At 73.1% G+C, this 19,815-nt stretch carries 16 protein-coding genes and 1 pseudogene; 12 read left to right on the top strand and 5 right to left on the bottom strand.

From position 1 onward, the window contains the following. Nucleotides 1-4: 4 nt before the first annotated feature. The 3 genes from ABTZ54_RS18170 to ABTZ54_RS18160 all read left to right on the top strand — a co-directional run bounded on the left by ABTZ54_RS18170 (nt 5) and on the right by ABTZ54_RS18160 (nt 2,609). Nucleotides 5-562 (top strand): FHA domain-containing protein, encoded by a 558-nt coding sequence (locus ABTZ54_RS18170; RefSeq protein WP_351664132.1) that lies wholly within the window; start codon nt 5-7, stop codon nt 560-562. Nucleotides 563-828: 266 nt separating this feature from the next. After that, nucleotides 829-1,863 (top strand): cytochrome P450, encoded by a 1,035-nt coding sequence (locus tag ABTZ54_RS18165; RefSeq protein ID WP_351664130.1) that lies wholly within the window; start codon nt 829-831, stop codon nt 1,861-1,863. A gap of 125 nt (nt 1,864-1,988) precedes the next feature. After that, on the top strand, nt 1,989-2,609 hold the full coding sequence (locus tag ABTZ54_RS18160; protein WP_351664128.1) for an RICIN domain-containing protein: 621 nt from the start codon (nt 1,989-1,991) through the stop codon (nt 2,607-2,609). A 44-nt stretch (nt 2,610-2,653) separates the two neighbouring features. Here ABTZ54_RS18160 and treY read toward each other — a convergent pair whose 3' ends face one another. Further along, nucleotides 2,654-5,020: a malto-oligosyltrehalose synthase gene (gene treY, locus ABTZ54_RS18155; protein WP_351664126.1), complete on the bottom strand. Its 2,367-nt coding sequence runs from the start codon at nt 5,018-5,020 to the stop codon at nt 2,654-2,656. Nucleotides 5,021-5,110: 90 nt separating this feature from the next. On the opposite strand from treY, the gene ABTZ54_RS18150 reads away from it, so the two are divergent. Then, complete coding sequence (locus ABTZ54_RS18150; protein WP_351664269.1) at nt 5,111-6,325, top strand: MFS transporter; 1,215 nt, start codon at nt 5,111-5,113, stop codon at nt 6,323-6,325. On the opposite strand, the gene glgX is transcribed toward ABTZ54_RS18150, so the two are convergent. Further along, nucleotides 6,294-8,414 (bottom strand): glycogen debranching protein GlgX, encoded by a 2,121-nt coding sequence (gene glgX, locus ABTZ54_RS18145; RefSeq protein WP_351664124.1) that lies wholly within the window; start codon nt 8,412-8,414, stop codon nt 6,294-6,296. The two genes, ABTZ54_RS18150 and glgX, sit on opposite strands and share 32 nt — an antisense overlap. A gap of 147 nt (nt 8,415-8,561) precedes the next feature. On the opposite strand from glgX, the gene ABTZ54_RS18140 reads away from it, so the two are divergent. The 4 genes from ABTZ54_RS18140 (at nt 8,562) to ABTZ54_RS18125 (ending at nt 12,921) form a co-directional block, all read left to right on the top strand. Next, the gene (locus tag ABTZ54_RS18140; RefSeq protein ID WP_351664122.1) at nt 8,562-9,395 is read left to right on the top strand and encodes a Tat pathway signal sequence domain protein; all 834 of its coding nucleotides are present in this window, start codon (nt 8,562-8,564) and stop codon (nt 9,393-9,395) included. Nucleotides 9,396-9,477: 82 nt separating this feature from the next. After that, nucleotides 9,478-10,776, top strand: a complete 1,299-nt coding sequence (locus ABTZ54_RS18135) for a copper amine oxidase (protein ID WP_351664120.1) — start codon at nt 9,478-9,480, stop codon at nt 10,774-10,776. Nucleotides 10,777-10,867: 91 nt separating this feature from the next. Continuing rightward, nucleotides 10,868-12,112: a DUF5919 domain-containing protein gene (locus ABTZ54_RS18130; RefSeq protein WP_351664119.1), complete on the top strand. Its 1,245-nt coding sequence runs from the start codon at nt 10,868-10,870 to the stop codon at nt 12,110-12,112. A gap of 86 nt (nt 12,113-12,198) precedes the next feature. Next, on the top strand, nt 12,199-12,921 hold the full coding sequence (locus ABTZ54_RS18125; RefSeq protein ID WP_351664117.1) for an exonuclease domain-containing protein: 723 nt from the start codon (nt 12,199-12,201) through the stop codon (nt 12,919-12,921). An 11-nt stretch (nt 12,922-12,932) separates the two neighbouring features. Here the strand turns inward: ABTZ54_RS18125 and ABTZ54_RS18120 are convergent, their stop codons facing one another. Both ABTZ54_RS18120 and ABTZ54_RS18115 read right to left on the bottom strand, forming a co-directional pair. Beyond that, entirely contained in the window at nt 12,933-13,757 is an 825-nt protein-coding gene (locus ABTZ54_RS18120; RefSeq protein ID WP_351664115.1) for an alpha/beta fold hydrolase, read from the bottom strand. A gap of 64 nt (nt 13,758-13,821) precedes the next feature. After that, entirely contained in the window at nt 13,822-14,679 is an 858-nt protein-coding gene (locus ABTZ54_RS18115) for a phosphotransferase enzyme family protein (RefSeq protein WP_351664113.1), read from the bottom strand. 182 nt (nt 14,680-14,861) lie between these two features. Here ABTZ54_RS18115 and ABTZ54_RS18110 point away from each other — a divergent pair, with 182 nt between their 5' ends. The 4 genes and pseudogenes from ABTZ54_RS18110 to mgt form a co-directional block, all read left to right on the top strand. Beyond that, nucleotides 14,862-15,812 (top strand): carbohydrate ABC transporter permease, encoded by a 951-nt coding sequence (locus tag ABTZ54_RS18110; RefSeq protein ID WP_351664111.1) that lies wholly within the window; start codon nt 14,862-14,864, stop codon nt 15,810-15,812. Then, the gene (locus ABTZ54_RS18105) at nt 15,809-16,651 is read left to right on the top strand and encodes a carbohydrate ABC transporter permease (protein ID WP_351664109.1); all 843 of its coding nucleotides are present in this window, start codon (nt 15,809-15,811) and stop codon (nt 16,649-16,651) included. The genes ABTZ54_RS18110 and ABTZ54_RS18105 overlap by 4 nt, the downstream gene beginning before the upstream one ends. Then, complete coding sequence (locus ABTZ54_RS18100) at nt 16,648-17,949, top strand: ABC transporter substrate-binding protein (protein WP_351664107.1); 1,302 nt, start codon at nt 16,648-16,650, stop codon at nt 17,947-17,949. Before ABTZ54_RS18105 ends, ABTZ54_RS18100 begins: the two co-directional genes overlap by 4 nt. 28 nt (nt 17,950-17,977) lie before the next feature. Continuing rightward, nucleotides 17,978-19,208 (top strand): annotated as a pseudogene (gene mgt, locus ABTZ54_RS18095) (macrolide-inactivating glycosyltransferase); the annotation flags it as partial. A gap of 71 nt (nt 19,209-19,279) precedes the next feature. Here mgt and ABTZ54_RS18090 read toward each other — a convergent pair. Next, on the bottom strand, nt 19,280-19,579 hold the full coding sequence (locus ABTZ54_RS18090) for a gp53-like domain-containing protein (RefSeq protein ID WP_351664103.1): 300 nt from the start codon (nt 19,577-19,579) through the stop codon (nt 19,280-19,282). Between the last annotated feature and the right edge of the window lie 236 nt (nt 19,580-19,815).

The raw sequence follows: 19,815 nt of genomic DNA, 5'->3' as shown, positions 1-19,815 counted from the left end.
CGGGGTGACCACACCCTTCGAGCTCCCGGCCAACCAGCCGGACGTCCCTCGGCTGACCGACGCCGAACGGGACCGCGCGCTCGCGGTGCTCCGTGAGGGTGCCGCCCAGGGGCGTCTGTCGCACGACACCTTCCTGTTCCGCATGGAGCGGGCCCTGGCCGCCCGCCGCTCCGACGAACTCGCCCTGCTCACCGCGGACCTGACGGCCCCCTCGCCCTGGACCCGGCGGGTGGTGGGCGCGGTGGAGAAGATGTCCGCGTTCACCGTGAGCGTCCGCCGCGCCTGGCGCGCCGAGCGCCTGCCGAAACTGCTCCTGCCGATCCCGGGCCCGCATCCGCTGCGGATCGGCCGCGACCCGGTGAACGGACTGCGCCTCAGCCACGAGACGGTCTCCCGCCTGCACGCCGAACTCTCCCAGCAGGGCGGCCTGTGGGTCCTCCGCGACCTCGGCTCCACGAACGGCACGACGGTCAACGGACGCAGGGTGACGGGCGCGGTGGTGGTGCGGGCGGGGGACATGGTGGGGTTCGGACAGATGGTGTTCCGGCTGTCGCCGGGGTGACCCGGGGTGACCCTGGCCGCCCCGGGCTGGCCAGAACCGGTCGGAACCGGTCAGAATCGATCCGAAACCGTCCTGGCATTGGCCGATGCTGGCCCCACATCGGTCCAGTATCGCCCCCGACTTGACGCGGACCTGACCGAGGCGTGACCCGGACCTGACCCGCCACCCCCTCCACGCGTCACCCGAACGGCGGTATACCTGCTGCGTCCGGGTCTGCCCGGTGATGGGCTGGGGAGACGCGCGCCGCTGACCGACGAGGGGGCGAGATGAGCGACGAGCCGAACCAGTCGCACGCACCGTGGCGGGACCACTGGGCCGCTCTGCCGACGATGACACCCGCCGGGCGGGGACCCGCCGACGGGACGAGGGACCGCGCGGTCCGCCGGATCGCGCCCAGTCCCCTGGAACCGGGCGCCACCCGCGACCCGTACCGCGTCTACCGGGTGCTGCGGGAGCAGTTCCCGCTCACCCACGACCCGTTGCTGCGGGCCTGGGTGCTCAGCCGGTACGCGGACGTGGCGAGCGCCCTCACCGACGCCCGCTTCACCCACGGGCACCGGCCCGGAGACCCGCCCTGCGCGGAGACCCACCGCGACCTCGACGGGCCCGCCGGGGCCGAGCTGCGGGCCGTCACCGAACGCACGGCGTTCGTCCTGGCCCGCCGGATCGCCGACCGGCCGCAGGCCGACCTGGTCGCCGACTTCTGCCACTGGCTGCCGGCCGGCACCGTGGCCGCCGCCGTCGGCGTGCCGTACCGGGACATGATGCGTCTGGTGCGCGGCCGGGCCGCGTCCGCGCTCGTGGGGCAGTGCACGGGCCAGATAGCGGTACGGGAGAAAGCCCTGGCGGCCTTCCTCGCCGCGGTCCTGAGCGACCCCGACCAGGTGGCCGCGCTGCGGGACGCCCCGCCGGGCCTGGTCGCCCGCGCGTGGACGGAGTCGCTGCGCCGCGATCCGCCGGTGCAGATCGTCATGCGCCGTACCCGGGGCGAGGTGCGTACGGGATCGGGCGTCCTGCCCGCCGGGGCCCAGGTCGCCCTCCTGATCGGCGCGGCGGGCCGCGACCCGGAGCGCTTCCGCGACCCGGACCGTTTCGACCCGCTGCGCGACGACCCGGGCCAGCTGACCTACGGTACGGGCCGGTGCCCCGCCGTCGACCTGGCCGCGCTGGAAGCGGAATACGCCCTGCGGGCCCTCTTCCAGGCCATGCCGCGCCTCCGCCTGGCGGACGGCTTCCGCCCGGAGTGGACGGGCGTGATCACCCGGGCGCCCCGGAGCCTGATCGTACGACCGGGAGGCTGAGCCGCTCCGGAGCGGCGAAGGCGCCACGAACAAGCCATCTCTGACGGACCGTTAGATTCCTGTGGCGGGCGTCTGCCAGCATGCGTGACCGAGTCGAGTCATCGAACCGTCATGCTGGAGGACACATGAACGCCCGTCCGATGTTCAGGACCCTCGCCGGCCCGGCCTTGGCGCTCGCCGCCGCGACAGCCCTGCTCCTCGGTACCGGAGCCCCGAGCTCCGCGGCGGGGAGCGCGGCGGAGAGGCAGTCCCCCGCCCCGTCCGCCAAGCCCGTCCCCCGCCCCGGGATCTCGCCCCTCGGCACGACGGCGTACGGCTGGATCAGGAACTACAACTCCAACAAGTGCCTGGCCGTGCCCGGCGCGACCCAGCAACCCGCCGCGCGCCTGATCCAGTGGACCTGCGGAGCGAACACCGACCACTACTGGGAGATCCGGTACGAGGGCGAAGGCGACGGCGAGAGCTGGTACTCGATACGGAACAAGAACAGCGGCATGTGCCTCTCCATCGACGCCGCCCAGACCGGGGACTACGCCCCCGCGACCCAGTACTTCTGCGGCAACGCGACCGAGCACCTGTTCGTCGACCAGTACTGGGCCCTGCGCTACGACAGTGCGAGGCAGGCCAACCAGTTCGTGAACTGGAACAGCCGCAAGTGCCTGGCCGTCCTGGGCGCGGCCACCAACGACGGGGCCTCGGTCATCCAGTGGACCTGCGGATCGAACCCGGACCACTACTGGCGCTGAACCGGGGCGGGGCCTGTCCCGGGTCCCGGCGGCGTCGAAGCGCGTCACCCCGCCCGCACCAGCAGCCCCACCGGCCTCCCCTCGAACAGCTCCGCCAGCTTCACCGGCGTCCCCGGCCCGCCCGTGAACTCCCGGGACCCGTCCAGGAGGTCGAGCCAGCGGCCCCGGGGGAGGGTGAGGGTCGTGTCCCGCCAGCCGCCGGTTTCCGTGAGGCGGAGGGAGAGGCGGGTTACGGCGGTCAGGGTGTGGGTGGAGCGGGTGAAGGCCAGGCAGTGGGGGGCGGACGGGCCTGTGGCGGGGAGGGGGTGGTAGGGGGAGTCGGGGGCGAAGAGGGTCGGGTGGGTGCGGCGGAGGCTCAGGGCGGTGCGGACCAGGTGGGTCTTCTCGTCGTCCGGGCCCGGGGCGAAGGGGGCGCGGTTGTCCGGGTCCACCAGGGCGCGGTACAGGCGCTCCGTGCCCTGGTAGAGCTCCGGTACGCCCGGCATCGTGAGGTGGACCAGGGTCGCGCCGAGGATGTGGGCCTTGATGTGGGGTTCCAGGGTTAGGGCCGACGGGGAGGCGGTGCGGAGGGGGAGGCGGCCGGGGCCTGCCGTCACGAAGTCGGTGACCGCTCGCTCGTACGCCTCGTCCGGCTCCGTCCAGCTGGTGTGGAGGCCCGCCTCCCGTACGGACTTCAGGATCGCCGGGCCCAGCCGCGCCGCGTCCGGGGTGCCGAAGCCGAACGCGGTCTGCCAGGCCGTCCACGCCAGATGGGGGTCGGGCGCGGGCACCCCGGAGGCCTCCTCCAGGAGCTCAGCCCAGCGCTGCGGGCACTGGGAGAGGACCGCGATCCCGGCCCGTACGTCCGCGCTGCGTTTGGTGTCGTGGGTCGTGAGGACCGTTCCCGTGGCCGGCCAGTCGCGCGCGATACGGGCGCAGTACGCGTGGAACTCGTCCGGGGACACCGCCGGACGGCCCGGGTCGCCGCCCACCTCGTTGGCCGAGAGCAGGGGCGTGTAGCGGTAGAAGGCCGTGTCCTCCGTCGACTTGGCCCGCAGCGCGGAGGAGGTCTGGGCGAAACGGGCCCGGAAGGAGCGGTGGTCGGGGCCGTCGCCGCGTGCGCCCAGGGCGAGGTCGCGGATCGTGTCCACCGCCGTCGCCTCCTCCGGCACCGCGAACGCCGCCTTCGCGCCCCGCGCCGCCTCCGGGGTCAGCACCAGCTCGCCGCCGGTGCGGTACGTCCGGTACACCGGCATCCTGACCAGGAGTTCGCGCACCGCCGTGTGCAGCGCCCACGGCGCGTGGTCGCGCAGCTCCGGGTCGGCGGCGCAGATCCGGCCGGCGAGCCGGGTCAGCGCGGCCGTCTCCGAGCCCAGTTCATGGGTCACCACCTTGTACGCCGCGCGGCGCGCGGTTGCCTCCCAGTAGCCGCCCCGGTCGCCCGAGCGGCCTACGAACTCCCGGTAGATGTCAGCGAGTTCGTCGACTCCCAGTGGGTCGGTGAATACGCCGTCCACGTGGCGTAGTGCGTCGTAGCCTGTCGTGCCCGCCACCGGCCAGGAGGCGGGGAGCGGTTCCTCGCCGGTGAGGATCTTCTCCACGACCGTCCAGCACCGCCCGCCCGTCGCCGCCTCCAGGCGCTCCAGATAGCCCTCCGGGTCCGCCAGTCCGTCCGGGTGGTCGATGCGCAGGCCCTCGACCACCCCGTCCGCCACCAGCTCCAGGATCTTCGCGTGGGTGGCCTCGAAGACCTCCGGGTCCTCCACGCGGACGCCGATCAGGTCCGAAATGGTGAAGAAGCGGCGGTAGTTCAGGTCCGTGCGGGCCAGGCGCCACCAGGCCAGGCGGTACCACTGGGCGTCCAGGAGGGCGTCCAGGGGTAGTTTCTCCGTGCCTTCCCTCAGGGGGAACTCCTGGGTGTCCAGGGTCAGTACGCCGTCCGCCACCCGCATCCGGTCCCGTACGTCGGGGAGTCGGCCGGGCAGCACCGGCAGCAGCATCCGCCCGTCGCCCGCCGTCCAGTCGATGTCGAACCAGCGGGCGTACGGCGAGTCCGGGCCGTCCCGGAGCACCGCCCGCAGCGCGTGGTTGTGCCGGGGCGCCGCCGCCATGTGGTTGGGCACCAGGTCGAGCACGAGGCCCAGGCCGTGCCCCCGCGCCGTCGCCGCGAGCGCCCGCAGCCCCGACTCGCCGCCCAGTTCGGCCCGTACGGCACGGTGGTCGGTCACGTCGTAGCCGTGCGTCGAGCCGGGCACCGCCTCCAGGACCGGCGAGAGGTGCAGGTGCGAGACCCCGAGGCCGGCCAGGTACGGCACGGCGCGCTCGGCGGCGGCGAAGGGGAAGTCCGGCTGGAGCTGGAGGCGGTACGTGGCGGTGGGCAGCGTCCGCTCGGACGAGGGGGCTCCGGGCCGGGCCGGCGAAGAGGACGTCATGCGAACGTACGTACCCGGCACGGAGGCTTCTGTGTCATCGACGCATGCGCCCGTTCGAGTGCATCGCGTTACGTTCGCGTGATGCTTCGGATGTATCGCGACACGCTGTCCCTGCTCGGACCGGTCCTGCCGGTCGTCTCGTTCCTCGGGCGGCTGCCGACCGCCATGTGCCAGCTCGGCAGCCTCCTCCTGGTCGCCGAGACCAGCGGCTCGCTGACCACCGCGGGCCTCGCGGGCGGCGCGCTCGCCGCCGGGCAGACCCTCGCGGGACCGCTGATCGGCCGGCTCGCCGACCGGCACGGCCAGCGGCCCGTGGTCCTTGCCGCCGCGCTCGCCAACGCCGTCGCCGTCACCGCCCTCGTGCTCGCCGCCCTCGACCGCTCCGGCACCGGCACGCTCATGCTGCTCGGCGCCCTCGCCGGGGCCACCGTCCCGCAGATCGGCCCGCTCGCCAGGACCCGCTCGGTGAACCTGGCCCGCGCCGCCGGCGCCGACGACCGGGCGGTGGGCACCGTGCTCTCCTTCGAGGGCACCCTCGACGAGGTCTCCTTCGTCCTCGGCCCCGCCCTGGTGGGCCTCGCCGCGTCCGTCGCCCACCCGGCCGCCGCCCTGCTGACCGCCGCCGCGCTCCTCGCGGGCTGCGGCACCGCCTTCGCCCTGCACCCCACCGCCCGCTCGGCGGCCGTCCGCGACACCACCCGTACGAGGGCCGCCGAACGGACGCGGCTGCCCGCCGCCACGTACGCCCTGCGGATCACGATGGTCCTCCAGGGCGCCATGTTCGGCGCCTCGCAGGCCGGGATCACCGCCCTCACCGAACGGCTCGGCACGCCCGACCAGGCCGGCCTGGTCTACGCCGCGATGGGCGTGATGAGCGCCGCCGCCGGGTTCGCGATGGCCGCCGTGCCCGCCCGGATCGGCCTGGGCACCCGCTGGCGCGCCGCCACCGCCGCCCTCGTGGTGCTCGCCGCGCCCCTGGTCCTCGTCGACACGCTGGGCGGGCTGTACGCGGGCGTCGTCGTCCTCGGCGTCGCCTACGCCCCGCACCTGATCACCGTCTTCGGCCTCACCGAGCGCATCGTGCCGCCCGCCCGGCTCGCCGAGTCCATGGCCTTCCTCACCAGCGGGATCGTCGGCGGCCAGGCCCTGGCGCTGGCCGGGGCGGCCCGGCTGGCCGACACGCACGGCGCCCCGGCCGCCTTCGGGGTGGCGGCCGGGGCGGCCGTGGCCTGCGCCGTGCTGTCCTGGGCGGTCCGGGTCCGTACCGCCCCGGTCAGGCGGGCCGTCGCAGCACCGTCAGCGTGAGCGGGGCGAGCGCCACCCGCTCGCCCGCCGCCACCATCGGGCCCACCTCGGGCGGCATGCCCTCCGGATGGGAGGTGTCCACCACGACCTTCCACGACTCGCCGTGACTGTCCGGCACCGCGAACTCCAGCTCCTGCGCGGAGGCGTTGAACATCAGCAGGAAGGAGTCGTCGGAGATCCGCTCGCCCTGCGGGCCCGGCTCCGAGATCGCGTCGCCGTTGAGGAAGACGGTCAGCGCCTGCGCGTGCGCCGCCTGCCAGTCCCGGGAGGTCATCTCCTCGCCCTCGGGCGTGAACCAGGCGATGTCGGTGAGCTCGTCGTGGGTGCCCTCCACCGGCCGCCCGTGGAAGAAGCGGCGGCGCCGGAAGACCGGATGCTCCCGGCGCAGCCGCACCATCGCCCGGGTGAACTCCAGGAGCGTGGCCTCCGGTTCGCCGCCCGGCTTCGGCCAGCGCACCCACGCGACCTCGTTGTCCTGGCAGTAGGCGTTGTTGTTGCCGCCCTGGGTGCGCCCGAACTCGTCGCCGTGGCTGAGCATCGGCACGCCCTGCGACAGCATCAGCGTCGCCAGGAAGTTACGGGTCTGGCGGGCCCGCAGCTCGCCGATCCCGATGTCGTCGGTGTCGCCCTCGACGCCGCAGTTCCAGGAGCGGTTGTGGCTCTCGCCGTCCCGGTTGCCCTCGCCGTTCGCCTCGTTGTGCTTGTCGTTGTACGACACCAGGTCGCGCAGGGTGAAACCGTCGTGGCAGGTCACGAAGTTCACCGAGGCGAGCGGGCGCCGCCCGTCGTCCTGGTAGAGGTCGGAGGAGCCGGTCAGGCGCGAGGCGAACTCGGCCAGCGTGCGCGGCTCGCCGCGCCACAGGTCCCGTACGCAGTCCCGGTACTTGCCGTTCCACTCGGCCCACTGCGGCGGGAAGTTGCCCACCTGGTAGCCGCCCTCGCCCAGGTCCCACGGCTCGGCGATCAGCTTCACCTGGCTGACCACCGGGTCCTGCTGGACCAGGTCGAAGAACGACGACAGCCGGTCCACCTCGTGGAACTGGCGGGCCAGGGTGGCCGCCAGGTCGAAGCGGAAGCCGTCCACGTGCATCTCGGTCACCCAGTACCGCAGACTGTCCATGATCATCTGGAGGACGTGCGGGGAGCGCATCAGGAGCGAGTTCCCCGTGCCGGTGGTGTCCGTGTACGTCCGGGGGTCGTTGCCGAGCCGGTAGTACGACGGGTTGTCCAGGCCCCGGAACGAGAGCGTCGGGCCCAGGTGGTTGCCCTCGGCGGTGTGGTTGTAGACCACGTCGAGGATCACCTCGATGCCCGCCTGGTGCAGCGCCCGCACCGCCGCCTTGAACTCCAGGACCTGCTGGCCCCGGTCGCCCCAGGAGGCATAGGCGTTGTGCGGGGCGAAGAAGCCGATCGTGTTGTAGCCCCAGTAGTTCGAGAGGCCCGCGTCCACCAGCCGGTGGTCGTTGACGAACTGGTGGACCGGCATCAACTCCAGGGCCGTGACGCCCAGTTCCTTCAGATGGCCGATGACCGCCGGGTGCGCGAGCCCCGCGTAGGTGCCGCGCAGCTCCTCCGGCAGGTCCGGGTGGAGCATGGTCAGGCCCTTCACATGGGCCTCGTAGATCACCGTGTGGTGGTACTCGGTGCGCGGCCGCCGGTCGTCGCCCCAGTCGAAGTACGGGTTCACCACGACCGAGGTCATGGTGTCCGGCGCCGAGTCGAGGTCGTTGCGGGCGTCCGGCCGCCCGAAGGGGTAGCCGTACACCGACTCGCCCCACTTCACCGCGCCCGACACCGCACGCGCGTACGGATCGAGCAGCAGCTTCGCCGCGTTGCAGCGCAGCCCGCGCTCCGGCGCGTACGGGCCGTGCACCCGGAAGCCGTAGCGCTGACCGGGCATCACGCCCGGCAGATAGGCGTGCCGCACGAAGGCGTCGGTCTCGCGCAGCTCCACCGCGGTCTCCGAGCCGTCGTCGTGGAGCAGACACAGCTCGATCCGGTGCGCGGCCTCGGAGTAGACCGCGAAATTCGTTCCCGCGCCGTCGTAGGTGGCGCCCAAGGGGTACGCCTGACCCGGCCAGACCTGCATAGACGAACTCTTCCACTTCTGATCCGGGTGCAAGGGGTGTACTTCGGCCAGATCCTGCCCGAAAGAGGGGCAACCTCCTAGGACTTCGCACCGTCCTACCGGGTGACCACAGATAAATAGGGGAAATCCTGCTTCAAGGGGAGAAGTGTGTACGAAATAGTGCGCCGTCACCTGGGGAAGGTGGTGGCCGGCACGGCCATGGCGGTGACGGGGACCGCCATCGCCGTCGCCGTCGCGGTACCCGGCATCGCCGGGGCCGACGAGTCTCCGCCGGGCCGCGCCGCGGCCCAGGGCGCCCAGGGCGCCGGCGGGGGCGGACAGCAGGGCGGGGGAGCGGGGGAGCGCGGATCCGAGCCGGGCCCGGCGGCCCTCGCCTCGGCGCCGCCCGAGGGGGCGAAGGGGATCGGCACCGACCCGCTCACCGACGACGAGCTGCGCCGGGCCGAGGCGCTGGCGCTGACCCCGCCCGGCGCCGCCGCCCAGAAGAACGTCGAGGGCGGCCGAGGCCCCCAGCACCTCGCCACGGAACTGGCCGATCCTCTGCCCGGCGAGCCGTCCTCCGGCCCGCGCCGCGCCGAGGTCCGCTTCTACGACTACGGGCGCGACGAGCTCATCACCCGTACGGTTAACCTCGACACCGGCAAGGTCGAGCAGTCCGGCGCCCAGCGCGGGGTGCAGCCCTCCGCCCACCCCGAGGAGCTGCGCGAGGCCCTCGGGCTCATCCTGGCGAGCCCGCTCGGCAAGGGCGTCAAGGAGGACTACAAGGACGCCACGGGCAAGGAGCTCACCTCCGCCGGACAGCTCTGGTTCAACGGCGACGTCTACCGCACCTACCGCGAGGCGAACGTCCCCGCCCAGCTCGCCAAGTGCGGCGAGCACCGGTGCGTTCGGCTCGTCACCAAGGTCCTCAACGGCGCCTGGATCGACACCCGGAACCTGATCGTCGACCTCAGCGCCAGGACCGTCACCCGCGTCGGCTGACCACCGGCCCGCACCACCCCGCGTCGGCCGACCACCGGCCGGGGAGACCATCCGCACATCCGTACCGAGGGAGTACGCACCCATGTCCGAACCGCGACTTCGGCGTGCCCGCAGGCGGGGCGCCGTCCTCGCCGCCGGCGCCCTGCTCGGCACCACCGTCGCCACCACGACCGCCGCCACCCCTGTCAGCGCCGCCCCCGCGCCGCCCGCCCCCGACTGCTCCGCCGCGTACCGCATCGAGCAGAAGCTGGACGGCGGGACCGTCTGGCGCATGTGCTGGCGCTACGACACCGACTCCGGGCTCGTCCTGGACAAGGTCACCTACCAGCCGCCCGGCGAGCCCGCCCCGATCCGGGTGCTCAACAGCGCCAAGCTGGCGCAGATCCACGTCCCGTACGACGACGGCAACGCCGAGTACGACGACCTCACCGGCGCCGGCTTCGGCTGGGGCCTCCAGGGCCTGAAGCCCGGCGAGTGTCCCGGCGGCACCATCACCTCGGTGAAGGTCCCCGAGATCGGCAAGGTCGACGGCCTGTGCACCACCACCCGGGCCCGCGGCCACGCCTACCGGATGGCCGCCGACGAGCCCGGCAAGGTCTGGCAGGCGCAGGGCAAGGACCTGCTCGTCTACACGGTCAACAAGGTCGGCTGGTACGAGTACATCACCGAGTGGCGCTTCTCCTCCGACGGCACCATAGGCGCCAACGTGGGCGCCACCGGCAGCCTGTCGCCGGTCGACTACAACGCCACCGACGGGCGCGGCTGGCCCATCGGCAAGGGCGCCCGCGACTACGCCACCAGCCACGCCCACAACGTCTTCTGGAAGCTGGACTTCGGCCTGGACGGCAACTCCAAGGGCCGGATCGAGCAGTACGACTCCAAGGTCACCCCGCCCGCCCGGGACGGCAGCCCGACCGTGAAGACCACCCGCACCCCGGTCACCAAGGAACTCGCCGGCGACGCCAAGAACATGCGCTGGTGGCGGGTGGTGAGCGCGACCGGCAAGAACAAGGACGGCCACGCCCGCTCGTACGAGATCGTGCCCGGCCACACCAACAGCTACGCGGGCCGCCCGTTCACCCAGCACGACATCTACTTCACGCAGGCGCGGGCCTGTGAGCAGTTCGCCAGCAACAACATCCTCAACTGCGGCCCGAACGCGCCGAACAGCGTGGACAAGTGGGTCAACGGCGAGACGCTGACCAACCCGGCGGTGTGGGTCAACATCGGCTTCCACCACATCGCCCGGGACGAGGACCAGCAGCCGATGCCGGTCCACTGGCAGGGATTCCAGCTCGCCCCCAGGGACGTAACCGCTATGAATCCGCTCACTCCGGCCGAACTCGCCGGGCAGAACGGAGCTCCCGTTCCCAGCAGTTGAGCAACGGGCCGGTCGATCCTGCTGCACCGCCTCCCGCTCCCGGAGTACCCTTCCTTGATCGTTGTGTCCGGGAGCAGAAGGCGGTGCGCGGGTGAGCTCGGGAGGTCTGGAGCTGCCCCCAGGGGAGGCGGGCCACGAATCGGAGCCCGCGGACGCGCCGCCGGGCGCGGTCTCCGTGGCCCGCCCGGTGGAGATCGGGGCCGAGCTCGACTGGGGCGCGGACGCGTGGAGCGAGGTGCGCACCCGGGCCCAGCGGGCCGGCCGTGCCTACATCTGGCTCAACCTCGTCGAGCAGCGGCTGCGGGCCGTCGTCGCGGCGGTGCTGCGGCCGGTCTACGAGCCGGTGCACGGCGAGGAGTGGGTGGTGGCCGCGGCCGGGCCGGCCGGCCAGGAGTGGGTCCAGCGGGCGGTGGCCGTCCGCGAGGTCTCGCGCCGCAAGGGCTATCTGCTCGACCCGGCCGACGACAACGTGCTCAGCTTCCTGACCCTTCCGCAGCTGCGGGAGCTGATGGTGCAGCACTGGCCCTGCTTCGAGCCGTACTTCGACGACCGGCGCGAGGTCGAACTGGCCCTGGACGAGCTGGAGGTGACCCGTAACGTCGTCTCCCGCAACCGGGCCCTCTCGCTGACCGTGCTCGCCCAGTCCGAGCGGGCCTCCGCCCGGCTCCTGGAGATCCTCGGGAGCGGGGCGGGGGTGCCGTCCGCCGACCGGCTCCCGGTGGACGCCGTCGAGGACCTGGTGGGCGACCGGTACGCCGATGTCGTCTCCGTCCACCCCGACCGGGTCAGGCTCCAGCGGCAGCTGCCCGCCGAGGACCTGTTCGGCGGGGCCCGGCGGCTCGACGCCACCGGCATAGGCCTGAATCTGCTGGTGCAGAACTTCTCCGGGCGCCGGATGATCCGGCTCGCCGAGTCCGGCTGCCGGATCCGGCTGCTCTTCCTCAACCCGGCCAGCAGCGCGGTCAAGCGGCGCGAGCGGGAACTCGGCCTCAAGAAGGGCGAGCTGAGCCGCGCGGTGGAGATGAACATCCTGCACATGCGCAGGGTCCGCTCCAAGCTGCGCGACCCGGGCGCCTTCCAGATCCATGTCTTCGACGAGACCCCGCGCTTCACCGCCTACCTGGTCGACGGGGACGGGCCGGACGGGGTGGCCGTCGTCCAGTCGTATCTGCGCAAGGCGCGCGGCATGGAGGCGCCCGTGCTGGTGCTGCGCGGCGGCGGGCGGACCGTGGTGCGGCCCGGGCACGGCCCCGATCGTGACGGAGAACACGGACTTTTCTGGACATACCGGGAGGAATTCGAGTCCGTGTGGCTCGATTCCCGGCCTGTCTCCTGACCGCTCGGGCCGCCCCCCGGCCGGATTGTCAGTGGCGCGTGCGAGGGTGTTCAGCACCACGGGGGAGATCACGTAAGGAGGACCCGATGGCTTGGCACGCGGAACCGCTGGTCGGCTTCGACCTGGAGACCACCGGCACCGAACCGCTGGAGGCCCGGATCGTCACGGCCTCGGTCGTCGGCGTCCACGGCGGCCGGGTGGTCCGCCGGCACGACTGGCTCGCCGACCCCGGCATCCGCATCCCGGAGCAGGCCTCCGCGATCCACGGCATCAGCAGCGAGCGCGCGGCGGCCGAGGGCCGGCCCGTGCGCGAGGTCGCCGACGAGATCGCCGAGACCCTGACGGGGTACTGGAAGGAGGGCGTCCCGGTCGTCGCGTACAACGCCTCGTTCGACCTGACCCTGCTCTCCGCCGAGCTGCGGCGGCACGGGCTGCCCTCGCTCACCGAGCGCCTCGGCACCCCCTCCATAGGCCCGGTCATCGACCCGTACACCATCGACCGGGCCGTCGACCGCTACCGGCGCGGCAAGCGCACGCTGGAAGCGGTCTGCGCGGAGTACGGGGTGGAGCTCACCGCCGCCCACCAGGCGGCCGCCGACGCGCTGGCCGCGGTGGGGGTGGCCGTCGCGATAGCCGAGCGGCACGCCTCCGTCGCCGCCCTGGCCCCGGCCGAGCTGCACGAGCGGCAGATCGGCTGGTACCGGGAGTGGGCCGAGGACTTCCAGTCCTTCCTGCGCCGCAAGGGCAGCGCGGACGCCGTCGTCGACCCGTTCTGGCCGCTGCGCGCCCCGGCGCCGGTGGCGGGCTAGATCCGCTGGAGCTATCCGTTCTCCTTCAGGAAGGAGAGCAGCAGCTCGTTGACCTTCTCCGGCTGGTCCAGCTGGAGCCAGTGGCCCGCGTCCTCCACCCGCTCGTAGCGCCAGGACCCGGCGACGAACGCCTCCGTGCCCGTCATCTGCGCCTCGGTGAGGAAGCGGTCGCCGGTGGACCAGACGCCCATCACCGGGATCTGCTCCGACAGCGGCGGCAGCGGCAGCACCGGGGCGAACTGGACCTCCGCCGGCAGGCCCGAGCGGTAGATGTTCAGCGCCGCCGTCAGCGCGCCCGGCGCCCGCAGCGGCTCCAGCACGGCCTCCGCGTCGGGGTGCTCGCCGAGCATCTCGCGCAAGTGGGCGAAGTCGTCGTGGGACAGCCAGTTCTCGGCCAGCTCCGGCAGCTGGAACAGCAGCATGTACCAGGAGCGCTGCCGCTGCTCCCAGCCCGCGTCCCGGATCGCCCCGAAGTGCCCGACGGACAGGATCGACAGGCTCCGCACCAGCTCCGGCCGGACCTGGGCCAGGCCCTGCACGATGCCCGAGCCCCAGTCGTGGCCGACCAGATGGGCCCGGTCGATCTCCAGACGGCCGAGCAGCTCCACCAGGTTCGCCGCCGACGCCGCCGGGGAGTACGCCTCCGGGCCGCCCTCCGGCCGGTCCGAGGCGCCGAAGCCGCGCAGCGTCGGCGTGATCGTCCGGTATCCGGCGGCGTTGAGCACCGGTACCTGGTGCCGCCACAGCTCGCGCGAGTCGGGGAAGCCGTGCACCAGCAGCACGGCCGGCCCCTCGCCGCTCACCTCGACGTCCAGCGTGACGTCCGAAAGCTCCATCCGCATCACAACACCCCGTTCCCGGCAGCCGTTTCGACAGGGGGCCATGATGTCAGGACGACTCTCAGAAGGGGTACCAGCACACCTCCGGGTCGCCGTCCCGCAGCGAGGCGACCCGCCGCTCGAACTCGGCGAGCGCCTTCGGATTGGCCGGCGCGTGCTGGGCCACCCAGGCGCAGCTCGCGGTCTCCCGCGCCCCGCGCAGCACCGCGCAGCCCTCCCAGTCGCGCACGTCCCAGCCGTACGCCTCCGTGAAGGCCTCGTACGCGGCCGGGTCGAGGCCGTAGCGGTCGCGGGACAGGGCCAGCACCACCAGGTCGTGCTCGCGCAGATCGGAGGAGAAGGTCTCCAGGTCCACCAGGACCGGCCCCTCGGGCCCGACATGCACATTGCGGGGGAGCGCGTCGCCGTGGATCGGGCCCGGCGTCAGACGCGGGGCGAGGGCGGCGGCCGCCGGGGCGAAGGAGTCGCGCCGCTCGCGCAGGAAGGCCGCGTCCGCCGGGTCGATCGCCTCGCCCGCCAGCCGCAGCCAGCGCTCCACCCCGCCGAGCAGCTCCCGGCGCGGCAGCGTGAAGCCGGTCGGCTCGGGCAGCGCGTGCACCTGCCGGAGCAGCGGCGCCAGATCCCGGGGCTCGGTGGGCCGGACCGCCTCCGGCAGCCGGTGCCACAGGGTCACCGGGTGCCCCTCGGCCACCAGCGGCTTCGGCTCCGCCGCCCGCACGGCCGGGACACCGGCCTCCGCGAGCCAGCCGGCCAGGGCCAGCTCCCGCTCGGCGCGCGGCAGCAGCTCGGCGTCCCGGCCGACCTTGACCACCAGCTCGCCGAGGGCGAACACCGCGTTCTCGCCCAGCGCCAGCAGCGTCGCGCCGTCCGCCCGCAGTCCGGCGGCGGCCAGGATCTCCCGGGCCCGTGCCTCGTCCATCGTTCTCTCCCCACAGCCGTCGCTATCGCGCCAAAGTCTCGCATCCGCGCAGGTCGCCTTGACGAACCGACGGCCCCTCAGGACGATGACCGCCCTGGACAGGGTGACCGACGCGAGGCGGCGCACCGGACGGACCGGCCGGGCCGGGACCGTCGGGTGGGCCGGGCGAAGGGGGCGGGCCGGTGAGTACGACGACCGCGGACAGGCGGCCGGCGGGGCGCCGGACGCCCGCCCGGGACCCCGGGCCCGGCCGCCCCCGCCCCGGCCTCTTCCACAGCCCCTGGTTCCTGGTCCTCCCGGCCCTCCTGCCCATCCTGCTGCTCAGCGTCGGCCCGATCCTCTACGGCATCGCGCTGGCCTTCACCGACGCCCAGTCCGGCCGCACCCAGGCCACCGGCTGGATCGGCGCCCTCAACTTCCGGGACCTGCTCCACGACACCCTCTTCTGGGACTCCTTCCGCATCGGCCTGCTCTGGGCGGTGGGCGTCACCGTCCCGCAGTTCCTGCTCGCCCTCGGCCTCGCCCTGCTGCTCGACCAGAAGCTGCGGCTGCGCTGGCTGGCCCGCGCCCTCGCGATCGTCCCCTGGGCGATGCCCGAGGTCGTCGTCGGCATCATGTGGCGGCTGGTCTACAACCCGGACGCGGGCATCCTCAACGAGACCCTGCGCGACCTCGGCCTCGGCGAGGGCACGGTCTGGCTCGGCGGCCTCGCCACCGCCCTGCCCGCCGTGCTCGTCGTCGGCGTCTGGGCCGGGATGCCGCAGACCACCGTCGCCCTGCTCGCCGGACTCCAGAACACCCCGCGCGAGCTGCACGAGGCCGCCGCCCTCGACGGCGCCGGAGCCTGGCAGCGCTTCCGCACCGTCACCTGGCCCGCGCTGCGCCCGGTCGCCCTCGCCATCAGCGCCCTCAACCTGATCTGGAACTTCAACTCCTTCGCCCTGGTCTACGTGCTGACCGGCGGCGGACCCGGCGGCCGGACCCGGCTGCCCATGCTCTTCGCCTACGAGGAGGCCTTCCGCTACGGCCAGTTCGGCTACGCCGCCGCCATGGGCTGCGTGATGGTCGCGGTGATCTCGCTCCTCCTCGCCCTGTATCTCGTCGGACGCCTGAAGGGGGACCAGGACCGGTGAGCGCCTTCCGCACCAGCGGGCCCGCGCGGTTCGGCCAGTACCTCGCGCTCCTCGCGTACCTGGTCTTCCTCGCCTTCCCGTTCCTCTGGCTGATCTCCACCGCCTTCAAGCCCGCCGCCGAGCTCGGCTCCCCGCACCCCACCTGGATCCCGCGCGACCCCACGCTCGACAACTTCCGGCAGGCCTTCGACGAGCAGCCGCTGCTCAGGGCGGCCGGGAACAGCCTGCTCGCGGCGCTCGCCGCCGCCCTCGTCGCGGTCCTGGTCGCCACCCCGATGGCCTATGTGCTGGCCCGGCACCGCTCCCGGCTCACCTCCGCCGCCACCGGCTGGGTCGTGGTCAGCCAGGCCTTCCCCTTCGTGCTGCTGATCATCCCGCTCTTCCTCGTCCTGAAGCACCTGCGTCTGGTGAACAGCCTGGCCGGCCTGACCGCGGTGTACGTGGTGTGGTCGCTGCCCTTCGCGCTGTGGATGCTCACCGGCTACGTCCGCGCCGTCCCCGTCGAGCTGGAGGAGGCGGCGGCCGTCGACGGCGCCGGACGGCTGCGCGTGCTGGTCTCCGTCACCGCCCCGCTGCTCGGCCCCGGCATCGTCGCCACCGCGCTCTTCGCCTTCATCACCGCGTGGAACGAGTTCTTCTTCGCGCTCGTCCTGCTCAAGACCCCCGAGAAACAGACCCTGCCCGTGGTCCTCACCCACTTCCTCGGCGCCGAGGGCGTCGCCGACCTCGGCCCGCTCGCCGCCGCGGCCTTCCTCGCCACCCTCCCCTCGCTCGTCGTCTTCGCCCTCATCCAGCGGCGGATCACCGGCGGCATGCTGGCCGGGGCGGTGAAGTCATGAGGTACGCGCGCCTGCTGACCGCCGCCGCGACCGCGCTCGTCCTGCTCCTCACCGGCTGCGCGGCCACGGGAGACCGGACACCCGACGGCGTGGTCCGGCTCCGCTTCCAGTCCCTGGCCTGGCAGCCGGAGTCCGTCGACGCCAACAAGCGGCTGGTGCGGGAGTGGAACGCGGCCCACCCGGGCATCCAGGTCGACTACGTCCAGGGCAGCTGGGACTCCGTCCACGACCAGCTGCTCACCTCCTTCGAGGGCGGCGAGGCGCCCGACCTCATCCACGACGCCTCCGACGACCTGGCCGACTTCGCCTACGGCGGCTACCTCGCCGACCTGCGCGGGCTGCTGCCCGACCGGCTGCGCGCCGACATCCCCGCGCGCTCCTGGCAGAGCACCACCTTCGGGGACGGGATCTACGGGGTGCCGTTCCTCCAGGAGCCGCGCATGATCATGGCCAACCGGACGATTCTGAAGGACGCCGGGGTCCGCGTCCCCACCGCCGAACACCCGTGGACCTGGGAGGAGTTCCGGCAGGTCGCCAAGGACCTGACGGCCGCCATGGGGGAGGGGCGGTACGCGGTCGCCTGGCCGCTGCGGGAGCCGGTGTCCGTCTCGCTCAACCTCGGCCTCTCGGCGGGCGGCCGGCTCTTCCACCGGGACCCCGACGGCAAGGCCGTGCTGCGCTTCGAGGCCGGGGACGCGGTCGTGCCGGGCACCATCCGCGCCATGGTGGACACCGACCGCACGGCTTCCCCGGCCACCCTCGGCAGCGGCGGCTCGGACACCCTGCCCGGCTTCTTCGGGGGGAAGTACGCCATGGTCCCGCTGGGCTTCTCGTACCGGCAGCAGATCGTGCGGCAGGCGCCGAAGGACTTCGACTGGACGGTGCTGCCCGCCCCCGCCGGGGCGGCGGGGCTCGCCCAGGGGGTCAGCCCGCAGACCCTCTCCATCGCCGAGGACAGCCCGCACAAAAGGGAGGCCGCGCTCTTCCTCGACTTCTTCCTCCAGCCGCGCAACACGGTCCGGCTCGCTCTCGGGGACTGGATGCTCCCCACCTCGACCGCCGCCCTCGCCGACCCGGCCCTGCGCACCCCCGCGTACGGCTGGGCCACCGGCGTGGCCGTCGCCCGGCAGCTGAGCCCGGCCCCCGCCCAGTCGGTGCGCGGCTATCCGGAGTGGAAGGACAAGGTCGCCACCCCCGCGTTCCAGGAGTACTACAGCGGCGCCATCGACACCGCCGAGCTGCGCGCGCGCCTGGTGGGGGACGGCAACCGGGTGCTGGCGCGCTACCAGCGCGGATGAGGAGGGGGATCAGGAGGAGAGGAATTAGTTAGACGAGACGTATCGTCTCACTTATGGTGGGGTGCATGACCACGCACCCCCGCTCCCACATCGCCATGTTCTCCATCGCCGCGCACGGGCATGTGAACCCCAGCCTCGACGTGATCCGCGAGCTCGTCGACCGGGGCCACCGGGTGAGCTACGCGATCCCCGCCGCCTTCGCGGAGAAGGTCGCCGCGACCGGCGCCACCCCCGTCGTCTACGGCTCGACCCTCCCCACCGACGACGACCCCGACGCCTGGGGCGCCGAACTCATCGACAACATCGAGCCCTTCCTGGCGGACGCGATCCAGGCGCTCCCGCAGCTCGACGCGGCCTTCGAGGCCGACCGCCCCGACCTGGTCCTGCACGACATCACCTCGTACCCCGCCCGCGTCCTCGCCCACGCCTGGGGCGTCCCCGCCGTCTCGCTCTGGCCGAACCTCGTCCCCTGGGAGGGGTACGAGGAGGAGGTCGCCGAGCCGATGTACGCGGAGCTCAAGGCCACCGCGCGCGGCATCGCGTACTACGACCGCTTCACCGCCTGGCTCACCGCGCACGGCGTCCGCACCCACCCCGACGCCTTCGTGGCCCGCCCGCGCCGCGGCCTCGTGCTCATCCCCCGGGCGCTCCAGCCGCACGCCGACCGGGTCGACGAGTCCGTCTTCACCTTCGTCGGCGCCTGCCGGGGCGAGCGCGCCGAGCCGGGGGAGTGGCGCCGCCCCGAGGGCGCCGGGAAGCTGCTCCTGATCTCGCTCGGCTCCTCCTACACCAAGCAGCCGGGCTTCTACCGGGACTGCGTCGAGGCCTTCGGCGGGCTCGACGACTGGCATGTGGTGCTCCAGATCGGGAAGTTCGTCGACCCGGCCGAACTCGGCGAGATCCCGGACAACATCGAGGTGCGCTCCTGGGTCCCGCAGCCGCAGATCCTGGCGCAGGCCGACGCGTTCGTCACCCACGCGGGCGCCGGCGGCAGCCAGGAGGGCCTCGCCACGGCGACCCCGATGGTCGCCGTGCCCCAGGCGGTCGACCAGTTCGGCAACGCCGACATGCTCCAGGCCCTCGGCGTCGCCCGCCATCTGCCGATGGAGGAGGTCACCCCCGCCCGGCTGCGCGAGGCCGTGCTCGGCCTCGTCGCCGACCCCGAGGTCGCCCGCAGGGCCCGGGCGATCCAGGAGGAGATGGCCCGCGAGGGCGGGACCCGGCGCGCGGCCGACCTGATCGAGGCGGAACTCCGCTGACCCCGGCCGTCCTCGCGTGCCGACGGCCCGCACCCGATCGGGGGTGCGGGCCGCCGGGTGCTCGTGCCGGGTCAGACCGTGGTGGCCAGCCAGCCGACGGTCTCGGTGGCGTGGAGGCCGTCGCTGCGGAAGGCGCCGCCGTTGAGTTCGTTGAAGCGGATCTTGAAGCCCGTCACGGTGACGTCGTGGACCCGGATGCCGGGCGTCTCGGGGCCGTTGAAGGTCTGCGTCAGCGGCAGGACCACCACCGAGGAGCCGGCCGGGAACGGGGTGGGGAACGTGACCTGCGTGAAGGTCGACGTGTCGCCTCCGACGGTCGCCACGGGGTGCGTGGAGTTCAATTCGATCCTGCCGGTCTGGATCATGCTCATGGTCCCGCCTCCTGGGTCGAGAACTTCGCGTCGGGCCGTCGGCGGACGGCCCAGGAGAGGCTCACCGCCCCGGACCGGCACCATGCCGAGTCACCTGATCGAGCGATGCCGAACCAGTCAGTCCCGCCCTCCCCGGAAGTCCCGCCCACCCCACGCGCCCCGGTGCGACCGGCCGGACCGGCACCGGGAATCGGACGGCTCGTCCTGATTCCTCATTACGAAACGTCGTTGAATAA

The organism is Streptomyces sp. NPDC094032 (assembly GCF_040303965.1).
GTDB lineage: Bacteria > Actinomycetota > Actinomycetes > Streptomycetales > Streptomycetaceae > Streptomyces.
Note: the sequence above shows the minus strand (reverse complement) of the source record. Positions and strands in the feature narration are given on the sequence as shown.

Bases quoted from the DNA above. Each gene is read 5' to 3' on its own strand.
- ABTZ54_RS18165 (WP_351664130.1), top strand. From the start codon at position 829: ATGAGCGACGAGCCGAACCAGTCGCACGCACCGTGGCGGGACCACTGG.
- ABTZ54_RS18160 (WP_351664128.1), top strand. From the start codon at position 1,989: ATGAACGCCCGTCCGATGTTCAGGACCCTCGCCGGCCCGGCCTTGGCG.
- treY (WP_351664126.1), bottom strand. From the start codon at position 5,020: ATGACGTCCTCTTCGCCGGCCCGGCCCGGAGCCCCCTCGTCCGAGCGG.
- ABTZ54_RS18150 (WP_351664269.1), top strand. From the start codon at position 5,111: ATGTATCGCGACACGCTGTCCCTGCTCGGACCGGTCCTGCCGGTCGTC.
- glgX (WP_351664124.1), bottom strand. From the start codon at position 8,414: ATGCAGGTCTGGCCGGGTCAGGCGTACCCCTTGGGCGCCACCTACGAC.
- ABTZ54_RS18135 (WP_351664120.1), top strand. From the start codon at position 9,478: ATGTCCGAACCGCGACTTCGGCGTGCCCGCAGGCGGGGCGCCGTCCTC.
- ABTZ54_RS18125 (WP_351664117.1), top strand. From the start codon at position 12,199: ATGGCTTGGCACGCGGAACCGCTGGTCGGCTTCGACCTGGAGACCACC.
- ABTZ54_RS18120 (WP_351664115.1), bottom strand. From the start codon at position 13,757: ATGGAGCTTTCGGACGTCACGCTGGACGTCGAGGTGAGCGGCGAGGGG.
- ABTZ54_RS18115 (WP_351664113.1), bottom strand. From the start codon at position 14,679: ATGGACGAGGCACGGGCCCGGGAGATCCTGGCCGCCGCCGGACTGCGG.
- ABTZ54_RS18100 (WP_351664107.1), top strand. From the start codon at position 16,648: ATGAGGTACGCGCGCCTGCTGACCGCCGCCGCGACCGCGCTCGTCCTG.
- ABTZ54_RS18090 (WP_351664103.1), bottom strand. From the start codon at position 19,579: ATGAGCATGATCCAGACCGGCAGGATCGAATTGAACTCCACGCACCCC.